This is a genomic window from Sandaracinus amylolyticus, from assembly GCF_000737325.1.
GTDB classification, from domain to species: domain Bacteria; phylum Myxococcota_A; class Polyangia; order Polyangiales; family Sandaracinaceae; genus Sandaracinus; species Sandaracinus amylolyticus.
Map to the genome: position 1 here is coordinate 5,549,520 of NZ_CP011125.1, position 20,917 is coordinate 5,570,436.

15 protein-coding genes are annotated in these 20,917 nt (G+C 74.1%); 8 read left to right on the plus strand and 7 right to left on the minus strand.

Features of this window, described 5'->3' with window-relative positions; genetic code table 11:
* Positions 1–2 precede the first annotated feature (2 nt).
* Both DB32_RS23495 and DB32_RS23500 read right to left on the minus strand, forming a co-directional pair.
* Positions 3–1,688 carry a serine/threonine-protein kinase gene (locus tag DB32_RS23495; protein ID WP_053234879.1) on the minus strand — a complete coding sequence of 562 codons (1,686 nt, stop codon included), beginning with the start codon at positions 1,686–1,688 and terminating at the stop codon, positions 3–5.
* Entirely contained in the window at positions 1,685–2,686 is a 1,002-nt protein-coding gene (locus DB32_RS23500; protein ID WP_157069321.1) for a hypothetical protein, read from the minus strand. Before DB32_RS23500 ends, DB32_RS23495 begins: the two co-directional genes overlap by 4 nt.
* 169 nt (positions 2,687–2,855) lie before the next feature.
* Between DB32_RS23500 and DB32_RS23505 the strand changes: the two genes are divergently transcribed.
* Genes DB32_RS23505 through DB32_RS23515 form a run of 3 tightly spaced genes read left to right on the plus strand, consistent with a single transcriptional unit; the run spans position 2,856 to position 6,645 of the window.
* The gene (locus DB32_RS23505) at positions 2,856–4,166 is read left to right on the plus strand and encodes an OmpP1/FadL family transporter (protein ID WP_053234881.1); all 1,311 of its coding nucleotides are present in this window, start codon (positions 2,856–2,858) and stop codon (positions 4,164–4,166) included.
* Positions 4,142–5,512, plus strand: coding sequence for an OmpP1/FadL family transporter (locus tag DB32_RS23510; protein ID WP_157069322.1), 1,371 nt, complete (start codon positions 4,142–4,144; stop codon positions 5,510–5,512). The genes DB32_RS23505 and DB32_RS23510 overlap by 25 nt, the downstream gene beginning before the upstream one ends.
* Entirely contained in the window at positions 5,509–6,645 is a 1,137-nt protein-coding gene (locus tag DB32_RS23515) for a hypothetical protein (RefSeq protein WP_053234883.1), read from the plus strand. Before DB32_RS23510 ends, DB32_RS23515 begins: the two co-directional genes overlap by 4 nt.
* Positions 6,646–6,754: 109 nt before the next feature.
* Here DB32_RS23515 and DB32_RS23520 read toward each other — a convergent pair whose 3' ends face one another.
* Positions 6,755–7,417 (minus strand): hypothetical protein, encoded by a 663-nt coding sequence (locus tag DB32_RS23520; protein ID WP_053234884.1) that lies wholly within the window; start codon positions 7,415–7,417, stop codon positions 6,755–6,757.
* 134 nt (positions 7,418–7,551) lie between these two features.
* Between DB32_RS23520 and moaA the strand changes: the two genes are divergently transcribed.
* From moaA to DB32_RS23535, 3 genes are all read left to right on the plus strand, one after another.
* Positions 7,552–8,646: a GTP 3',8-cyclase MoaA gene (moaA, locus tag DB32_RS23525; RefSeq protein ID WP_053234885.1), complete on the plus strand. Its 1,095-nt coding sequence runs from the start codon at positions 7,552–7,554 to the stop codon at positions 8,644–8,646.
* Between the two features lie 126 nt (positions 8,647–8,772).
* Positions 8,773–8,967 carry a hypothetical protein gene (locus DB32_RS23530; RefSeq protein WP_053234886.1) on the plus strand — a complete coding sequence of 65 codons (195 nt, stop codon included), beginning with the start codon at positions 8,773–8,775 and terminating at the stop codon, positions 8,965–8,967.
* Positions 8,968–9,006: 39 nt separating this feature from the next.
* The gene (locus tag DB32_RS23535; RefSeq protein ID WP_053234887.1) at positions 9,007–9,345 is read left to right on the plus strand and encodes a hypothetical protein; all 339 of its coding nucleotides are present in this window, start codon (positions 9,007–9,009) and stop codon (positions 9,343–9,345) included.
* Between the two features lie 20 nt (positions 9,346–9,365).
* On the opposite strand, the gene DB32_RS23540 is transcribed toward DB32_RS23535, so the two are convergent.
* From DB32_RS23540 to DB32_RS23555, 4 genes are all read right to left on the minus strand, one after another.
* On the minus strand, positions 9,366–11,633 hold the full coding sequence (locus tag DB32_RS23540; protein WP_053234888.1) for a transglycosylase domain-containing protein: 2,268 nt from the start codon (positions 11,631–11,633) through the stop codon (positions 9,366–9,368).
* Entirely contained in the window at positions 11,630–17,347 is a 5,718-nt protein-coding gene (locus DB32_RS23545) for an alpha-2-macroglobulin family protein (RefSeq protein WP_053234889.1), read from the minus strand. Before DB32_RS23545 ends, DB32_RS23540 begins: the two co-directional genes overlap by 4 nt.
* A gap of 396 nt (positions 17,348–17,743) precedes the next feature.
* Entirely contained in the window at positions 17,744–18,577 is an 834-nt protein-coding gene (locus DB32_RS23550) for a hypothetical protein (protein WP_053234890.1), read from the minus strand.
* A gap of 56 nt (positions 18,578–18,633) precedes the next feature.
* On the minus strand, positions 18,634–19,443 hold the full coding sequence (locus DB32_RS23555; protein WP_053234891.1) for a phosphate/phosphite/phosphonate ABC transporter substrate-binding protein: 810 nt from the start codon (positions 19,441–19,443) through the stop codon (positions 18,634–18,636).
* Positions 19,444–19,498: 55 nt separating this feature from the next.
* Between DB32_RS23555 and DB32_RS23560 the strand changes: the two genes are divergently transcribed.
* Complete coding sequence (locus DB32_RS23560; protein WP_053234892.1) at positions 19,499–20,119, plus strand: c-type cytochrome; 621 nt, start codon at positions 19,499–19,501, stop codon at positions 20,117–20,119.
* Positions 20,120–20,129: 10 nt separating this feature from the next.
* A complete protein-coding gene (locus DB32_RS23565; protein ID WP_053234893.1) occupies positions 20,130–20,765 on the plus strand; it encodes a hypothetical protein in 636 nt (211 codons plus the stop codon).
* Positions 20,766–20,917 lie beyond the last annotated feature (152 nt).

The window sequence follows — 20,917 nt, forward strand, 5'->3', positions numbered from 1 at the left end:
TCTCAGTGGGTGAGGTACGGGTTCGTCTCGAGCTGCGGCGCGCTCGGCGTCGACGGAGACGCGGGCTCGATCGTGGCGCGACGCGTGCGCGGAGCACGCGGCGCGGCGGGCGCCTCGACCACCGGAGCGACGGCCTCGACCGCGGGGGCGACGGCCTCGACGACCGGCGCGGGCACCGGCGCTTCGACCTGCACCGGCGCGGGCTCGACCACCGGCGCAGGCGGCGGCTCGACGGCCGGCGCGGCAGCCGCCGCGGGCGCGACGACCGGCGCGGGCGCTGCGGCCTCTTCGCCGCCCGAGAGCGCGACCGCGATCGCACCGCCGATCGCGAGGACGGTCACCGCGATCGCCGCGCCGATGAGCGCGCGCGATCGCGTCGCATCCGGCGCCGACTGCAGCGGCACCGGCGACGTCGCGTCCGGACGATCGCTCAGGCGCGTGCTCGCGTGCGCGTCGACGTCCGAGTGCATCCCGCTCACCGGCGTGCGCGGCACCGCGCTCTGACGAACGCCCGAGCGCGCCTCGACGCCCGGCCGGCTCGCGCGCGTCGCGGGCAGATCGGCGTCGCTCCGCGATCCGCCGCTCGACTCGACCACGCTCACGTCATCGCGCCGCGGCCGCGGGATCAGCCGCGAGATCGACGCGAGCCCCACGCGATCGAGCGGCTGCTCCGGCCCCGTCGACTCCGCGAGGCGCTTGGTCACCGCGTCCTGTCGTGTCGCGATCTCGCTCTCGAAGAGCCGCGCGATGACCTCTTCGACCTCGTGCGCGCTCGCGAGCAGCCCCGCGCTCTCCGCCGCGCGCTCGAGCGCGATCGCCATGTCGCGCGCCGTCGCGTAGCGATCCTTCGCGTCGCGCTGCAGCGCCTTCATCACCATCGCGGACAGCGAGTCCGGCAGCTCGGGCACGTGCTTGGTCGGCGGCTCGACCACGCACTCCATCACCTTCACGAGCGTCGCGATGTCCATGTCGGCGTAGAAGAGCCGCGCGCCCGTGAGCGCCTCCCACAGCACGATCCCGAGCGCGAACACGTCCGCGCGCGGATCGCACGCCTCGCCGCGCGCCTGCTCGGGCGCCATGTACGAGGGCTTGCCCTTCAGCATCCCGGGGCGCGACGCCGCGACGCGCGACGCGGCGAGCGCGATGCCGAAGTCGACGATGCGCCCCATCCCGTCGGTGCCGACGAGGATGTTCTGCGGGCTCACGTCGCGATGGACGATGCCGAGCTTCTCGCCCTTCGCGCTCTTCGCGGTGTGCGCCGCGTGCAGGCCGTGGGCGGCGTCCGCGACGAGGCGCGTCGCGATGCGGATGCGCTCCTCGCGCTGCAGCGCGGGATGATCGAGCAACTGCGCCAACGAGAAGCCGTCGACGTAGTTCATCACGAGGTAGTAGCCGACCGGGCTCTCCCTCACGTCGATGATGCCGACCGCGTTCGGATGGTGGATGTGCGCCGCGGTCCTCGCTTCATCGAGGAGCATCGTGACGAACGTCTCCTCCTGCGCGAGGTGCTCGTGCATGAGCTTCACCGCGAAGAGGCGCTCGAACCCGCCCGCGCCGCCGAGCCGCGCGAGATAGACGGTGCCCATCCCGCCCTGCGCGATCTCCGCGAGGATCTCGTAGCGATCGAGCATGCGACGCGGATGGGCCTCCGCTCGCGCCCGCACCACCGGCTCCGCCGCGCTCTTCACGTCCCGCCTCCGAAGCTCTGCTCGATCCCGATCATCGCGCCCTCGGGGCTCGCGACGAGCCAGGGCCGCGTCGTCTCCGCGCGCTGCTCTTCGGGCTCGCCGTCCCAGTCGGTGAAGAACGCGAGGACCACGGTCGCGATCCCCAGCGCCGCCGCGCCGATGAAGAGCCCGTTCGTGCGCCACTGGCGATCCACGCCGTCCTCGTAACGCTCGCGCGTGGGATCGTTCTCGTACGCGTCGCGCGCCGAGAGCGTGTCGACGCCCGACGCGATGCCCGCGCCGAGCGCGATCGCGGTGAGCCCCGCGCCGATCCCGAAGACCCACGGCGTGATCCCACCGTCGTCGGCCGGCGGCGCGGGCTGGACGATCACCTCGTCCATCGGCGCCGGCTCCGTCTCCACGACCGGCTCGGGCTCCGGCGCGACCACCGGCTCGGGCGTCGGCTCCGGCGCGCGCATCTCGAGCGTGCGCTCCGCGCCCGCCTCGATCGCCACCGACTCGCTCACCGCCTCGCGCCCCGGCCACGACGCGACGACGCGACGCTCGCCGGGATCGACGAAGAGATCGATCTCGGTCGCGCTCGTCTCCGTCGCGGCGCGCCCGTCGATCGCGAGCGAGCACGCGGGCTCGCACGTCACGCGCATCCGCGCGAGCGAGCTCGAGGACGCGGCGATCACCTCGTCCGCGACCGCGCGCGTGTCGGCATCGTCCGGGTAGAGGCGCTGCGCGCGCAGCGCGAGCGTCGCGGCGCGCGAGAGGTGACCCGCCGCGCGGTGGTTGCGGATGGCGCTGCGCAGCGCGGCCGCGCTCGGCGCGCTGCGATCCGCGAGCTCGAAGAGATCGGCCGCCTGCGCGTAGCTGCCGCGCAGCTGCGCGCGCTGTCCTTCCGCGAACGCCGCGGCCGCGGCCTGGACGTCCTCGGGGCGCGGCTGCGCGCGCGCGATCACCGGCGCGACGAGCGATGTCACGAGGACCAAGCAAGCGAGGAACGAGCGCACGGGGCCCATCCTATCCGATTCGCTGTCGCGGGAAAGATCGCGATCGCACGGAAGTGCGCGCGGCACGCCCCCGTCACGGGACCAGGCCCTCTTCGTGGCCGTTCCGGCCACGGTTCGCACGCGAATTGCCCGATCTCCGGGGTGACGAACTCGTGTAGTCTGCGCGGCGATGCGTCGGATCACGACGGCGCTCGCGGCGCTCCTCGCGCTCCTGTTCGGGAGCGCGGGCACGGCGAGCGCGACCCCACAGGACCTCTTCGGGCTCGGCGCGCGCACCCAGGGGCTCGCGCTCACCGGCGTCTCGTACGCCGAGGACTACGAGGCGACGTTCGCGAACCCGGCCGGGCTCGGTCGCGCGCGTCGCCGCGGCATCCACGTCGGGCTCTCGGCGGGCGCGTACGACCTGCACATCGACGACGAGCGGTTCCCGATCGACGCCGCGCGCGGGATGACGATCGGCGCGACGCTGCCCCTGCCCTTCCACGACGTGCTGCAGGACCGGCTCGTGCTCGGGCTCGGCGTGTACACGCCGCAGCAGGTGCTGCTCCGCGGCAACGTGCGCTTCCCCGACGTGCCGCAGTGGCCGGTGATCGAGCGCGCGCAGTCGCTCGGCATCGTGATCGGGCTCGGCATCGATCTGCACTCGACGGTGCTCGAGGGGCTGCGGCTCGGCATCGGCGTGTCGGCGATCGCCGACGTGATCGGCGAGCTCGACGTGCGGCTCGACGAGACCGCGTCGTTCTCGTCGACGGTCGAGACGCAGCTGCTCGCGACCTTCGCGCCGCTCGTCGGCGCCTCGTACGACGTCGGCGAGTGGTCGTTCGGGCTCGTCTACCGGCACGAGCTGCGCGCGAAGATGGACCTCGAGATCCGCACCGCGGATCTGCCGGTCACGCTCCCGGTGCTGACGGTCGGCGGCATCGTGCAGTACGACCCGGGACAGCTCGCGGGCGAGGTCTCGTGGCGGCCCGATCCCGGGCTGCGCGTCATCGCGAACCTCACGTGGCGCATGTGGAGCCAGTACCCGGGCGCGCAGACCGCGACGAGCCTCTCGTCGCTCTCGGCGCCCGATCCCGAGTTCTCCGACACGGTGTCGCCGCGCCTCGCGGTCGAGGGCACGCTGCGCGATCGCCGCGCGACGCTGCACCTGCGCGGCGGCTACGCGCTCGAGCTGAGCCCCGCGCCGGATGCGCGCCTCGCGCCGCGCCGCAACCCCGATGGCTCCGCCGTGATGAACGACGCGGTGCCGGTGCGTTATCTCGACGGCGATCGCCACGTCGTCACCGCAGGCCTCGGGCTCACGTGGGACCTCTCGGCGCGCGAGCGGGTCCGCTTCGATCTCTTCGGTCAGGCGCACTTCGTCGTCGACCGCGTGCATCAGATCCTGCGGACCGGCGCGATGGAGGCGCCGGAGGGCATGGGGATGCGCACGGGCGGCGTGATCCTGGTGGGTGGATGGACCATCGCGTTGGAATTCTGACCGCGGTCATTCTCGCGGCGGCGATCCCATCGCGCGCGCTCGCGCAGCCGATGGACACGTACGGCATGACGTCGCGCTCGATCGCGCTCGGCGGCGCGGTCACCGCGGACGTCGCGGACATCAGCGCGAACTACTACAACCCCGCGGGCCTCGTGCGCGGCGAGCACGTGCGCGTCGGCATCGGCTGGCTCGGTGTGCACCACGAGCTCGGGATCGACGACCACGACAGCAACGTCGACTCGGTGCACGGCCTCACCGCGGGCCTCGTGGTCCCCGGCAACATCGACGGCTTCCGCTTCGCGTTCGGCGTCGGCGTGCACCTCAACGACGAGCGCATCTCGCGCACGCGATCGCTGCCGCGGAGCCGCCCGCGCTGGGAGTTCTACGACAACCGGCCGCACCGCACGTACCTCGCGACGCACCTCGCGGTCCGTCCGGTGGACTGGCTGCTGATCGGCGGCGGCATCTCGTTCCTCTCGTACGCGCGCAACGAGCTCTCGATCCGCGGCGACATCGACGTGCTGCGGCCGGACGTCGGCTCGCGCGTCGAGCACGAGGTGTCGGCGGATCTCACGACGATCCGGTACCCGCAGGTCGGTATCCAGATCGTCCCGATGCCCGAGCTCAGCTTCGGCATCGTCTACCGCGGCGAGTTCGCGCTCTCGAACGAGCTGATCGCGGAGGTCGGATCGCCGGGCGAGACGAGCAGCACGCGGCTGCTCGTCGGTGACGTGAGCATCCCCGGGTACTTCCATCTCGTCAGCGAGTCGGTGAACGCGTTCGTGCCGCAGCAGATCTCGCTCGCGGGCAGCTGGACGCCGATCCCCGAGCTGCGCATCTCGGCGGAGCTCACGTGGGTGAACTGGTCGGCGTACGTCAGCCCGATCGGGCGCGCGGACATCCTCCTCTCGATCCGCGTCCCGCCCGAGCTGCAGGACACGATCTTCGTGCCGGACATGATCAGCGGCTCGACGCCGGTCGCCGCGAGCTTCTCGGACCGCTTCGTGCCGCGCATCGGCGTCGAGGGCATCGCAGCGCGCGAGCACGGGCTCGAGGTCACGGTGCGCGGCGGCGCGTTCTACGAGGCGAGCCCGGTGCCCGAGCAGCGCGGCGTCTCGAACCTCGTCGACACCGATCGCCTCGCGCTCTCGCTCGGCAGCGGGCTGCGGCTCGATCAGCTGCGCCCGCTGATCGACGGATGGATCGCGTTCGACCTCCACCTGCAGTGGTCGATCCTGCCGGAGCGAACGACGCGGAAGTCGAGCCCGGTGGACCCGGTGGGCGACTGGCGCGCGGGCGGCTGGTTCTTCTCGGGAGGCCTCTCGATGGAGATCGCGTTCCGATGAGACGTGTCCGGAGCATCGCGCTGGTTCTCGCGCTCGGGGCGTCGAGCGCGTGCAGCACGCTCGGGAGTGCGCCGGGGCAGCCCGAAGGGCTGCCGCACGGAGGCACCGGGCCGTTCCGGCTCGCGCAGGCCGAGGAGGTCGATGTGCCGCCGACGCCGCCGGGATCGACGCTCTTCGAGCGCACGCGGGCGGTCGAGAACGGCATGGTCGCCGAGGGCTTCCTGTTCTATGCCGGCGCGGATCCGCTCGAGATCGAGATGCCGGATGCCGGCATGCCCGACGATGCCGGCGCGATCGACGACGCCGGCACGATCGACGATGCGGGGACCGACGCGGGCACGGCGGACGCAGGGCCGCCGCCGCCGGAGGGCCCGCTCGAGATCGACTGGAGCGTGTTCGAGCCGCGCGTGATCGTCCGCAGCGCGCCGCGTGACGAGGGCCTCGGGTTCGACGCCGGGAGCGAGGTCCTCGCCGCGACGCACGAGTGGGAAGGCGGGTTCGTGCGCGATCCCTGGGCCGTGGCGCTCGAGGACAGCCGCGCCCTGCTCTACTACGCCGCCGAAGGCGGCATCGGCGTCGCGCAGGCCGCGTCGATCGACGGGTCGTTCGTCAAGGTCGGCACCGCGCCGGTGATCGCCGGTGACGTGCGACGCCCGACGGTGATCGAGACGCGCGGCACCGAGGCCGAGCACGCGTTCCTCATGTACTTCGAGCGCGACGGCACGTTGGTCGGTGCGTCGTCGGGCGACGGGCTCGCGTGGGTCGAGATCGGCACGCTCGATCTCCCCGCGCTCGCGGCCCGCGACTCGCGCGATGCGGAGGAGATCGCGATCGGCGGCCCGGGCGTCGTCGCGGCGCGCACCGAGGCGGGCCGTGCGGTCATCCGGCTCTACTACGAGTCGCGGCGCTCCGACGGTCAGGTGCTGATCACGATGGCCGGCAGCTTCGACGGCGTGACGTTCGAGCCGCTGCGCATCCCGGTCGTGCAGGATCGCGCGCTGCGCTGGCCTGCGCCGCGACAGATCGATCCGCGCGTCACCCTGCTCTACATGCAGGGCGAGCGCGGCGGACGCGGCGCCGAACGCGGCGCGCTGCTCGTCGGGATCGCGCCCGCGGGCGTGACGCTGCCCTGATCGTTCGCGCGCGGCGACACACACGCGCGAAGCACTCGTCAGGGATCGAGCGGGCCGAGCGCGGAGTGAGCGCGAGAGCACGACGCGCGGTCGTGCTCTCGCGCGCGGCTCAGATGTCGAACGCGTAGCCGACCGCCAGCCCGACGTAGGTGCGCGTCGGCTGGAACGTCGTCGTGCCGCACGCGCCGACGATCTCGCCGTCGATGCGCTCCTCGCACGCGCTCGGGCCCGTGAGCGCGTGCTCCACGCCGAAGAGCAGGCGCGCGTAGATGCCGAGATCGAAGCGCCACTCGAGCGACAGCGACGCGTCGACGAAGCCCGCGAACTCCCAGATCTGGTGCTGCACTCCGTCGCGCGTGTGCACCTCGTCGCCCGGCACGTTGTGCCCGGGGACCGCGCTCTCCCACGTGAGGGGCCCGCCTGCGAAGCCGACGCGCAGCCCGAGCGCGCCGTTCGCGTGCGGCAGCACCAGGCGCGCGCCGCCCGCGACGCGACCGCCGTCGCGGCTCACGCCGCCGCCCACGTCGAGCGCGAGGTGGCGGATCGGCGAGATCACGATCGCGCCACCGAACACGCCGTAGGGCGTGTCGAGACCGCCGATCAGCTCGACGGCGATCATGCGATCCCAGATGTCGCGGGTCGCGGCCGCGGGCTCGGACGAGACCTCGGGATCGGGCTCGTCGGCGCGCGCGATCGCGCTTGGAAGGATCGCGAGAGCGAGGGCGAGACAGGCGACGCGGAGATCGATCCGCGAAGGAGCAGAGAGATTCATGCGATGACCATCCGCGTTGCTTCGGGAGCGATGGTGATAGGTCGACTTCGCGGCGCGAAGCAAGCCCGAAGGGTTCGCGGACGCACGGTCCGAGCGCTGGCGCCGCGCTGCGTCACGCGTCAAGAACGAAGCCGATGAGCCGCCGCAGCCTGCCGCTCGCGCCGTCCGGCGAATCGCGCATCGCGGTCGCCGAGCAGGCGCCGCGGAGGCCCGAGGGCTGGGGCGAGCAGGGCATCGCGCTCACGGACGCGCACGGTCGGCGCATCACCTACCTGCGCGCATCGATCACCGACCGCTGCAACATGGCGTGCGTCTACTGCATGCCCCCGGGCGGCGAGGACGAGCACGCGATGCGCAGCGACGTGCTCGCGTTCGAGGAGCTCGTCGCGATCACCCGCGCGCTCGCGACCGGGGGCGTGCGCCGCGTGAGGCTCACGGGCGGGGAGCCGCTCGCGAGACGGGACGTGGTCCGTCTCGTCGCGATGCTGCGCGCGGGCACGCCGATCGAAGCGCTCGCGATGACGACGAACGGCGCGCGCCTCACGACGCTCGCGCGCCCGCTGCGCGAGGCGGGCCTCGACGAGGTGAACGTGTCGATCGACAGCCTCGATCGTGATCGCTTCCGCGCGATCACGCGCGGCGGGGATCTCGACGAGGTGCTCGCCGGCGTGCACGCAGCGCTCGACGCGGGAATGGTCGTGAAGATCAACTGCGTCGCGCTCGGCGGGCTCAACGACGACGAGCTCGGCGCGATCGTCGACTGGGCGTGGTCGATCGGCATCGTGCCGCGCTTCATCGAGCTGATGCCGATCGGCGAGGCCGCCGCGCTGCCGCGCGAGCGGTTCGTCGCGGCGCGCGAGATCGTCTCGCGGCTCGGGGCGCGCGTGGCGCCCGACGCGAGCGCGACGAAGCCCGACGGCAAGGGCCCCGCGCGGTACCTGGCGGCGGCCGACGGATCGGGGCGCGAGGTCGGCTTCATCACCGCGGTGAGCGACGAGTTCTGCGGTGGATGCAACCGAGTGCGGATCACGAGCCGCGGCGAGCTGCGCGCGTGCCTGGCGTCGCGCCGCGCGGTGTCGCTGCGTGATCTCGTGCGCGAGGGCGCGAGCGATCTCGACGTGCTGTGGGCGACCGCGTGGTCGCTCGGCGTGAAGGACACCGGGCACCACTTCGCCGACGTGCATGCGGACGAGCACGAGCGCGTCGGCATGAGCCTGATCGGCGGCTGACGCGCAGCGCGTGCGCGTGCCTCGCGCATCGTTTGCGCGCTGCGCGCGCGCTGGCCCGGAATTCCCACGTGGCACGTGCGCTGCTCAGCGCGTCGTCGGCTTCACACGATCCGAGGGAGCACGACGATGACGACCGCCGCCGCCCGCACTGCCACGCCTGCCGTCGAGATCCGCGCCGAGCGCGCCACGAAGGAGCTCGCCCGGCCCGCGCTGCCGAACCCGCACGACACGCTCGGCGCGTGGGTGCTCACCGCGATGGTGGCCGGGTTCTTCGCGACGATCGCGCTCGTCTTCTGGTTGGCTCGCACCATCCACGTCTGATCGCGGGCGCGCCGGCGCGATGCCTCGTAGGCTTGGGGCATGCGACCGGCGCCGCCGATCTCGCTCGCCGACCACCGGGCCCAGCGCCTCGTCGCGCGGCTTCTCGCCGTGCAGGAGGATCTCGAGGCCGCCGCGGTGCACCCCGAGAAGGCCGATGCGCTCTTCGACGAGCTCGAGCGCGTGCTCGAGGAGCTCGGGCGCAACGCGCAGCACGTGAAGAGCGCGCGGCTCCGCGGTGCGATCCAGCGCGCGTGCGACGCGCACGATCGCTGGTGGGGCGCGGTGTCGACCAGCGCGGAGCGCGCGGCGGTGCTGCGGTATCTGCGCAGCATCGACGCGCTCGCGCGCGCGGCGGCGAAGGTCACGCCGCGCCGCTGATCATTCGACGGTGTCGCTGATCACTCGACGGTGATGCGCGCTTCGTCGCTGCGGAGCCCCCGGGCACGCGCGACGAAGCGATGCTCGCCAGGGCGCAGCGGCCACGTGGGCTCGCGCCAGACCGCGCCGTCGATCTCCCACTCGACGTCGTCGGCGAGCGCGCCCGCGATGGTCGCGCGCAGCGGGATGCGGGTCTCGCCACGGCGTGGATCGGCGAGCATTCGCGCGCCCGCGCGCGGATGAACGACCACCGGCGCCGTCACGAGCGTGGAGCCCTCGCTCGTTCGGACGCGGACGTCGGCGGGACGCACGCGCGCGATCCACTCGGCGTAGCGCGGCGGGAGCAGGAGCGCGCCGTCCTCCGCGTGCGCATCGCAGGTGCGCGTGGGCGTGGTGCCCGCGGTGAAGCGCTCGGTCACGACGGCGTGGCACCGCGCGCCCGCGAGGAGCCCGGTGTGCGCGCAGATCGACGCGTGCTGGAGCGCGACGTCCTCGCGCACGCTCGTCTCGACCGTCGCGCCGAGCGACGCGACGCGCGCGTGCGCGGCCGCGAAGAGACGCGCCGCGACCGGAGCCGCGCCTTCGAAGCCCGACACCGCGCGCGTGGCGCCGCCGTCGGGATCGCCGAGCCACACGAGCACGGTCACGCGATCGTCGAACACGGCGGCCCACGCGTCGCGGAAGCCCGTCGAGGTGCCGGTCTTCAGCGCGATCTCGAGGCCCTCCGACTCGACGTGCAGATCGGAGCCGAACGCCTGCGCGCGGGCGCGGCCGTCGGCGAGGATGTCGCGCACGATCGCGGCTGCGTCCGCGGGCATGACCTCGGTGCCCTCTTCGATCGCACCGGGGACGCAGCGCAGCGGGACGCGCGTGCCGCCACGCGCGAGCGCCACGTACGCCTCCGCGAGCTCGACCGCGCGCACGTCGACACCGCCGAGCACCGCCGCCGCGCCCACCTCCTCGACGCTCGGCACGTCACGCACGCCGAGCGCCTCGAGCCGCGCGAGCACGCGATCGGGGCCCACGCGCCGCGCGGCATCGAGCGCCGCGAGGTTGAGCGACGACGAGAGCGCGACCCGCGCGCGCACCGGGCCGCGCTCGGTCCCGTCGTAGTCGCGCGGCGCGTAGAGCACGCCGGCGCGTCCGGTCATCGGCGTCGCGACGTCGTCGAGCACGCTCGCCGCGGTGCCGCCGCGCTCGAAGAGCAAGCCGTAGACGAACGGCTTCAGGGTCGAGCCGGGCTGACGCGGCGCGCGCAGGAGATCGAGCGCTCCGCCGGGCGCGTCGTGGCCGCGGCGCGCCGCGCCGACGTAGGCGAGCACCTCGCCGCTCGCGTTCGCGATCACGATCGCGGCGCCGTTCTCCACGCCGCGCGGGGCGAGCTCGCGCACCCGGGCCTCGAGCAGCTGCTCCGCACGATCCTGGAGCGCGAGATCGAGCGACGTGCGCAGCGATCCTCCGCGCGCGATCAGCGCGCCGCGCGCGCGCTCGCGCTGCACGACGTCGACGAACCGCGCAGCGCGCCAGGGCCGCGGTGGCGTCGGCACGACCCGCACTTCGTCGGCGCGCGCAGCCGCGATCTCCTCGGCGCTCCGCAGCCCGAGCGCCTCGAGCCGCGAGAGCACGAGCGCGCGGCGTCGCATCGCGCGCGGCAGATGACGGCGCGGCTCGGTCGCGCTCGGCGCCTGCGGGATCCCCGCGAGCAGCGCCGCCTCGGACAGCGTGAGCTCCGACGCCGAGTGCCCGAAGTACGCCTGGCTCGCGCGCTCCACGCCCTCGATGCCGTTCCCGTAAGGCAGACGGTTCAGGTACTGCTCGAGGATCTCGTCCTTCGAGAACGTGCGCTCGAGCGCGAGCGCCCGCGCGATCTCGACGCCCTTCGACGCGACGCCGTGCGGCCTTCCGTACACGAGCTTCACGAGCTGCTGCGTGATCGTCGACGCGCCGCTCCAGCGGTAGCCAGGCACGAAGTTGAAGACGAGCGCGCGGAACGTGCCCCGCACGTCGACGCCCTCGTGCTCCCAGAAGCGCTGATCCTCGACGGCGACGACCGCGTCGATCAGGTCGCGCGACATCGACGCGAGCGGGACCCAGCGGCGATCGGACGCGCCGCTGCGCGCGAAGCGCAGCGGCGCGCCGTGACGATCCGCGATCTCGACCGAGTCCTCGTAGTGCAGGAAGCGCGAGGTCTCGATCAGCGGATCGGGCAGTCCGATCCACGCGGCGAGCGCGAGCCCGACGGCGAGCGCGAGCCCACGCCGCGCGATGCGCCACCGTGCTGCCTTCATTCGACGATCACGCGAAGCGCGGTGCTCCGCCCCACGAACGCATCGTCGCGCAGGGCCTCGACCGACGCGGGCGGCACGACGAACTCGCCCGGCGTGGTCGCGCGCACCGCGTACGTCAGCTCGTGCAGCCCCGGCGGCAGCGACGACAGATAGAAGGTCGTCGCGTGCACGTCGAAGCGCCGGTGCTCGACGTACGAGAGCGTGCGCATCGCGTGGAACCCGCGCGCGTCGGTCGCGTCGTCGTCGGGGCTCGCGCCGAGCAGCGCCATGAGCGACGCGTGCGGCGTCGTGCGCAGCCCCGCGTCGACGCTCTCGAGCCCGGCGCCGAGCGGATCGCGCACCGCGACGCGATCCGACGTTCCGTTCTCCACGTGCACGAAGAGCCGCACCCGGATCATCGTGCCGAGCGGGATGCGCGCGCCCGGCTCGATCGGCGTGCCCGCCGCGGTCTCGAGCACACGATGGAGCGCGACCGCGCGACCGCGCGCGACGTCGTCCGCCTCGCCGATCGGCACCGCCCACCGCGCATCGAGCGCGACGAAGATCGGATCCTCCGCGCCCCCACCGCGCGCGAGCAGCCGGCGCGCGCCCTGCACCCGCGACCACGGCACGTCGAAGAGAGCGCCCTCGTCGCCGCGCACGCGCGCCTCGATCGCGCCATCGCCGATCACGAGCGATGCGTCGAGCGGATCACCCTCGCGCCCGAAGCGCTGCGCGCACGCGGAGAGCGCGGCCATCGCGGCCGCGACGTCCGTCGGCGCGCCGAGCCCGTCCTGTCGCGCGCCGCCGATCCGCAGCAGCTCCGTCGCGAGCTCGCGGATCCACTGCTCTCCGCCGTCGACGATCGACGCGGCCTCGAGCACCGCGGCGATCGCCGCGACGTCGTGCTCGACGTACACCGCGCGCGGCGCGCCCGCGTTCGACCGTGCGCTCGACTCGAGCCCTGCGATCTCGAGCTCCGGGAAGAGCCGGTGCACGGCGAGCGCGAGCGCCGTCTCGCGACGACGATTGCCCTCGGGCAGCGCGAGCGCGAGCCACGCGAGCGACGCCGGCGACGCGAATTCGCGCTGCTCGTAGAGCGCGTCGAGCGGCCCACCGCGCGTGCCCGCTTCGCCCAGCAGGCGCAGCGCGAGCGCCCAGCTCTCCTGGCCCGCTCGCCCGTACGTCTCACCGAACGCGCCCATCTCGACGAGCTGCTCGACACGGCGCAGCCCGGCCTCGCGCACGCCCTCGGGGACGCGCAGCCCCGCGCGCTGCGCCTCGATCAGCGCGCGCAGCGCGAGCACCGTCTCGTGCGGCTGAGTGCCCTCGTCGGCGCTCCATCGCGCGAACCCTCCGTCGATGGTGCGCGTGCGCATGATCGCGTCGATCGCGCGCGCCGCCCGCGATCGCAGCTCCGCCTCGTCCCGACCGCCGCGACGCAGCCCCTCCGACATGCGCAGGTAGCTCGCGATCGCGAGCAAGCGCGACGCCTCGACCTCGGTGCCGCCCCACCCGCTCTCGTCCAGCGCGTCGAGCGCGCCGTCGAGCCCGACGAACGGATGCGACGCGACCGCGACGCGCAGCTCGCCGCGCGGGCTCTGCCCGAACGCGAGATCGAGCGCGCGCTCGCCGCTGCCACCGACGACCGCGCGACGACGCACCCATCGCGCAGCGGGCACGACCGGGACGCGCGCGCCGTCCTCGTGCGCGACGGGCTCGCGGTCGACGCTCGCGCTCGCCTCGACCCGGAGCGGCATCACGCCGACGCTCGTCGCCGCGATCGGCTCGCTCACCCGCGCCTCGCCGCCCGCGGCGATCGTGATCGTGCGCGCCTCGCGCGCCTCCCCGCCGACGTGGAACCGTACCTGCGCGGTGATCTCGCGCTCCCCCGCGTTGTGCACGAACGCGACCGCCTCGAAGCGATCGCCCTCGGTCGCGAAGCGCGGGAACGCGGCGCGCACGACGAGCGGCTGCTCCGCGACGACCCACGCCGACGCACGCCCGCGACGCAAGCCGTCGTCGATCGCGATCGCCATCACGCGGTACTCGGTCGGGCGCGCCGGCAGCTCGAGCTCGGCGCGCGCGACTCCATCCGCACCGGTGACGAGCCGCGGCGCCCAGAGCGGCGTCGGATCGAAGCGCTCGCGCTCCTCGAGATCCATCGCGCCCTCCGCGTACCCACCGTCGCCGCTCGCCTCCGCTTCGATCGACGGATCGATCCGCGAGACCAGCGCGCGACGCAGATCCTCGAGCGCGAACGCCGCGCCGCGCTCGACGAAGAGCCCGCCCGTCGCGTCGGGCGTCTGGTACCCGGTGAGGCGCAGCGTGCCCTCGTCGACGGCCCACAGCGCGACGCGCGCGCCGCGCACGTCGTGTCCCTCTTCGTCGCGCACGTGCACCGCGATCGGCATGCGCGTGCCGGGGCGCGCCGCGCCCTCGGTCTCGATCGCGACCTCGAGCCGCGACGTGCGCGGACGAACGCGCACGCTCGCGCTCCCGAACCGCAGATCGGGCGCGTTGAGATCGATGCGTTCGCCCGGCTCACCCGTGCGCGGACGAACGAGCGCGACCGTCACGAACACGTTCGGCACCATCGCGTCGGTGAGCGCCACGCGCACCACCTGACCACCCGCGCCGACGCGACGACGCTCCAACGAGAGCAGCGAGCCGTGGTGCACCGCGATCAGCGCCTCCGCGCCCTCCCAGGGCGACTCGAACGCGAGCTCCGCCTCCTCGCCGACGCTCCACTCCTCGCGCGCCGGCGTGAGCGCGATCGGCGCGCCCGGCGGATCACGATCCGGGTGCTCGTCGGGCCCCGCGACGTACACGCGCGTCTGCGCGAGCGTCGTGCGCCCGGCCTCGTCGCGTCCCTCGACCTCGAGCACGTACGTACCGGCGCGCGCCGGCGTGAACGCGCAGCGCACCGGCTCGAGCGCGCTCTCGAGATCGCACGTGTGCGCGACGTCGCGACGCTGACCGCGGCGCAGCTGGTACGCGCCCTCGTCCTCCTGCTCCGCGCCGTCGTGCCACTCCCACCAGCCGTGCCAGCCCTCGCGCACGAAGCGCGCCTCGATCGCGCGCGCCGCGACCGGCTCGCCCGCGTGATCGATCGCGATCGCGTCGATCGCGAGCTCGCTCCCGAGGCCGACCCACGAGCGCGGCCGCCGCACGCCGACCTCGAAGCTCGCCGGGTACGCGACGATCGAGCGCGACGCGCTCGTGGTCTGTCCCGTCGCGTCCGTGACCTCGGCCTCGACGCGCAAGCGCGTGCGCACCGGCGACGCGAGCGAGACCTCCGCGCCGAGCGTCGCCGCGCCCTCGCGATCGAGCGTCGCTTCGCCCTCCGCCAGCGTGCCCGCCCGCGCCGCGCCCGACGCCGGACCGAACGCGTACTCGCTCCACCGCACCGGCACCGGCGCCACGCCCTCGCGCGCGATCGACCACCGCATCGTCGCGCCCTCGAGCGGCGCGCCGAAGAGGTAGCGCGCGGTCGCCGCGATCGAGAGCGCGTCACCGCCGTGCACGTCGCCGCTCGGCGCCGCGAGATCGACACTGAAGCGCGGCTGGCGGAACTCGGCGATCGTGACGTTCGTCGATCCGAGCGATGCCCCCTGGGTATCGATCAGCTCGAGTCGATGCGTTCCGAGCATCACGCCCTCGGGCAGCGTCCAGCTCGCGTCGGCCTGGCCACGCTCGAGCCGCGTGCTCGCCTCGGCGATCGGCGTCTCGCTGCCGCCCATCAGCCGGAACCGAACCGGGCGATCGCTCGGCGGGGTCGCGCTCGCACCCTCCATGCGGCGCGCGATCGCGAGCACCGACATCGGCTCGCCCGGGCGGTACGCACCGCGATCCGCGATCACCGTCGCGCGCACCACGCCCTCGTCCTCGTCGGGCGCGCCACCGCTCTGCGGAACCCCGAGCGCGCCAGGCCCCACGCCGCGCCGCGGATCGAGCTGCAGCACCGCGCGATCACCGGCCGCGCGCACCACGATCATCGTGGTCTCCGCGAGCGGGCTCCACTGGATCGTCGATCCGCGCCGCCCATCGCTGCGCACCCACGCCGCGCCGTTCGCGTCGGTCGTCGCCTCCGCGACGAGCCCGCCCGAGACGTTCCGCAGCTCGACGCGCGCGCCCTCGATCGCCGTCGCGCGCGCGATCGAGCTCACCCACACGAGCACGCCGCGATCGAGCGCCTCCGCGGTGACGCCGAGATCGGTCGACTGCACGAACGCCGCCTGCAGATCCGACGCCGTCCCGCGCGCGCCAGGCTGGAACGCGACCACCATCATGTGCGCGCCGCCGCTCGCGTCGCGCGCGTCGAGCGTGCCGCGCCCCCAGCGGTTCGCGCGTGCGTCCGGGAGGATCGTCGGGAGCGCGATCTCGATCGGCTCCGCCGCGACGAACGACGCGGGGGACACGAGCGCGTCGACCTCGCGCCCCTCGGGCACGGTGCGCACGAGCGCGCGTCCCTCGTCGACGTGGATGCCGCGCACGTGCAGCGCGATCGGCGCGTCCTGCTCGTACACGAGCGTGCCGCCCGGCGCCTGCACGGTGGGCGGGTGACCCGCGCTCCGCACCGCGAGCGGCGCGAGCGGCACCACGCGATCTCCGCCCTCGGTCTGCACCGCGCCGAGGCGCACCTCGTAGACCTGATCGGGCTCCCACTCGCCGCGGATCGCGACGACGCGCCCCTGCTCCGCGCCCTGCCCCTCGACGCGCACGTCGACGTCGCGCAGCGCGGGCGCCACGCGCACGTCGCTCGGCGAGAGCGCGGCGAGACGCTCGCTCGCGAGCAGCCGCAGCGCCGGCCCGATGTCGACGATCTGCCCGGGATCCTCGGTGAACGTGCAGCGCGCGGTGCCCCAGCGGCTCTCCTCGCAGCCGATCCCGGTGAAGCGCGGGCGCGGCGCGAGGGCGAACTGCACGACGCGCGGGTACGACCCTCCGTAGCCGCTCCAGCGCGGCGCGAGCGCGACCGCGATCTGCGCGCCCGCCTCGAGCGGACGACCGAGCGCGAGATCGACGCGGAAGCGCTGCGGCGCGTCCTCGGCCGTCGTGGGCTCGAAGCCGCCCGCGGTGATGCGCAGCGGGATCGGACGTCGGCCTTCGACCTCCCACGCGAAGATCTCCTGCGCGAGCTCCGCGGCCGAGACCTGCGCGTCGAACGTGAGCGCGAGCGGCTCGCCCTCCGCGACGCTCGGCTGGTGCCCGACGAGGCGCGGCGATCCGTCGAACACGATGACGCGCGGCGTGTCGTCGTAGAGCGCGTCGCCGTCGAGCGAGGCGAGCTCCTCCTCGACGACGAGCGAGGCCTCGACGTTGCGATCGAACGCCGTCACCGCGGGCGTGAACAGCAGGCTGCTGCGCGTCGCCCATCGCCAGCTGCCCGCGACCGCGGGCTCGAACGAGACGGGCGCATGCTCGAGCGCACGACCGACCTCGGAGCCGCGCACCATCGGGCGGTTGAAGCGCACGAGCAGCGTCTCGCCGCGCTCCACGCGCGTCGCGCCTTCACGCGGCGAGAGGATCGCGAGCGCGTCGGGCGCGTCGGCGACCAAGAGCGGCGCCAGCGGCGTCGCGGGCGGGACCTCCGGCTCGGGCGGCGGGAACTGCGAGATGCCGTCGAGCGCCTGCCACGGCGCGTCCCGGAGCGTCGCGGAGCGCCGGCTGCCGCTCGGGATCAGCGCGATGATCACGCCGAGCACGAGGAGCACACCCGCGACCAGGACCACGACGGGGACGCGTCGCGGGCTCGGCGCAGTGGGTCCCGCGGGCGTGCGGTACGGGCCTGGGGACGGAGGAGGCTCGGACGAGGGCGCGGAGGTCGCCATGAGCGAGGCTACGATGGCAACCGGCGCGCCTGCGCCCTCCGGCCGGGAACATCGTGGACGGCGCGCGGCGCGCGTGGCTGCCCGGCCACGACGCGGTCGCCGGGCGGACACGCCTCGGCTCCTCCCCACACCGACGTGTGGGCTCGACGCGAGCGGACTTCGCCCTTAGGCTCGCGCCCGCTCTTCCACGGAGGCGAAGGTCGAGATGGCGCAGCAGCAGAAGAACGACGACGCGGGCTTCATGATCGGGATGGTGCTCTTCTCGGTGCTGATCCCGGCGCTCTTCGGGATCGCGGTCTACCTCTCGCCCGGCTGATCCTCGCTCGCTCCCGCGATCGGTGCGCGCGCCTCGGCAGCGAGGCCGCGCACGCGGCGGAAGCCGAGCATCTCCAGCGACAACAGCGTCGCGTCGTCGAGCGTGCGCAGCGTGGTGATCGCGCCCTCGTGATCACCTCTCGCATCCAGCGCCGCCGCACGCAGCACGCGCGCCTCCGCCTTGACCGAGGCGTCCTCGAGCCGCGCCTCGACGTCGGTCGCGATCTTCAGGGCATCGTCGAGCTCGCCGCGCTCGACCGCGATCATCCCGCCGAGCAGATCGAGACGCGCCTCCATGTCGGGCTCGTCGCTCGCCTTGCCGCGCACCGCGAGCGCGGCCTGCGCGTCGTCGATCATGCCCGCCGAGAGGTACGACGCGATCTTCGTGTGCCGCACCACGACCGCCTGCGACGGCGAGAGCGCGTCGAGGTCCACGCGCGCGAGGACACGCGCGCCCTCTTCGGGGCGACCGCTCGCGTCGAGCAGCTCCGCGAGCACCACCGAGAGGTGCGCCTGCTCCTGACGCAGTCGCGGCCCGAGGCGCTGCGAGCGCGCGAGCGCCTGCTTCACCTCGATGATCGCGCGCGGGCGCAGCGACGCATCGACCACCGCGCTCTCCCAGCGATCCCAGTCCGCTTCCTTCTTCTTGCGCGTCCACGCGCGGCGCGCCTGCTCCGCGAGCCAGAGCGCGAGCACGCCGATCGCGATCGGCACGAAGAGCCACGCGCGATCGTAGTGATCGAGCACCTGGTAGAGGAGCCAGGCGACGATCGCCATGAACGTCGCGCGGAGGATGCGGAAGCCCCAGGTGCGCATGGTGCGCGAGCGTACTCCGACGCGATCCCAGCGCCACACGTGGCGCCGGTCGAGCCTCAGATCTTCACGCCCGCGGCGCGCAGCGCGTCGCGCACCGGCGCGTAGTCGTCGCTCGTCGCGCGCACCAGCCGCGCGGCCTGGAACAACGAGCGCATCGCGGTCGCGCCGTCGGGCTCGCGGTCGAGCGACTCGAGCACGTCGACGATGCGTGCGCGCCACCGCTCGTCGAGCACGCGCGTGGCCGCGATCACGTCGCCGGGGATCGGATCGCTCGTGAGCACCGCGCGCATCGGGACGTCCGCCCCGCTCCACCCGGCGCGCGCGATCGGCGTGGTGGGATCGTCGGGCGAGGCGTGCTCGACGAACGTCGCGCCGGCGTCGACCTGCCGCGAGGCGACCGCCGCGACCACCGCGCCGTGGCTGCCGAGGATGCGCATGTCGGCGAAGAGCCGATCGGGATCGAGACCGCGCTGCGCGAGCGCGATCCGCGGGAAGAGGAACCCCGCGCACGAGTCGGGATCGACCCACGCCACCCGCTTGCCCGCGAGCTGCTCGGGCGTCGTGATGCCGGCGTCTTCGCGTACGAAGAGCGCGCCGCGGAACGACGCGCGCCCCTCGCGCTCCATGCGCACCAGCGGCTCGACGCCGAAGCGCGCATGGGCCTGCACGAAGAGCGCAGGACCGAGCCAGGCGAGCTGCACCTCGCGGCGACCGACCCACCCGAGGAGCTCGCGATACGTGAGCGCGGGGCGGACCTCGACCTCGATCTGGAGCGCGCGACCGAGCGCGGCGGCGAGGCCCGCACGGACGCGTTCTCCTTCCGCGTCGAGCGCGATCGGACCGACGGCGAGGACGAGCGTCGTCAACGACCCGAGCCTAACCCAGCTTGCCCGCGCCGAGGGCGCCGCCTATGCCTCGGGCGTGCGCGCCCATCCGCTCGTCCTGGCCCTCGTGCTCGTCGCCGCGTGCGGTGAGCCGGAGCGCGAGCTGCGCGAGTGGCAGCCCTCGGATCACCAGGTGCCGTCGGGACGCGAGGGCGCGGACGGCGACACGCGCGCGGCGCCGCCGGAAGAGGCGGAGCAGCAGGATCCCGAGCAGGCGGAGCGACGCGCCGCGACGGCGCTGTTCAGCTCGCTCTGCGCGAGCTGCCACGGCGAGGCAGGTCACGGCGACGGCCCCGGACGTCCTCCGGTCGCGCAGATCCCCGATCTCGCGAGCGCGTCGTGGCAGGAGCAGCGCACCGACGGCGAGATCGCGCAGGCCATCCTGCTCGGTCGCGGTGGGTTCATGCCGGCGTTCGGCGATCGCTTGACGCCGGCGGGTGTGCAGGCGCTGGTGCGTCACGTGCGCCGGCTCGGCGGGCGCGAGCCCGGTGGCGGTGGTGGAGCGGCCGCGCCGGCCGAGGGCGAGACGCCGGAAGGCACGCCCGCCGAAGGCACGGCGCCCGCGGAGGGCACGGCGCCCGCGGAGGGCACGGCGCCCGCGGAGGGCACTCCTGCGGCGCCGGGTGCGAGCGGGGAGAGCGGCGCGGCAGCGCCGTAGGATCGGCTCGATGCGACGTGCGACCGCAGGGCTCGCGCTCTTCGTGCTCGCGGCGTGCGGCGGCGCGTCGAGCACGACGAGCACGTCGACCACGCCGTCCGGCTCGAGCTCGCTCGCGCCGGTCGCGACGGGCCCCATCGTGCCGTCGGAGGGCGCGCTCAACGGACCGCCTCCGAGCGCCGGCGCGACCGCGCCCGACGTCTCCGCGACCTCGACGCCGACGCCGGCCGCGGAGGGCGAGATCCTCACGATCGCGCCCGGCTTCCGCCCCGATCCGATCATCCGACGCGGGCAGGCAGGAGGACCGCTGCCCGCGGAGTCGATCTCGCCCGACTGCCGCGGCTACGTGTCGAGCGCGCCGAGCTTCTTGCTCAAGGTCGACGCGCCCGTGCCGAGCCTGCGCGTGCTCGTCCACATGCAGGGCGACGCGACGCTCGTCGTGCAGCTCGCCGAGGGTCGCGTGCTCTGCAACGACGACACCGAGGGCCTCGACCCGATCGTCGAGGGCGCGTTCCCGGCGGGCCGCCATCGCGTGTTCGTCGGCACGTACGGCGAGGACGCGGCGGGCACGCCGTACACGCTCGCGGTGACGACGCAGTCGTCGCTGAGCACGGTCGCGATCGAGAGCCTGCCCGAGACGCGCTGAAGCTCGTCCGCACCGCGATCTCTCGCGCAGCGCGTCGTTTCGGCCTGCGCTCGACGCGGAAAAAACCTGCGCGAGATCCGCGAGCGGTTGGCGTACTCTCAGCACGCTTCGCAGGTGGACGCGCGGAGCGGGGGATCCGGACGAGTGAACCG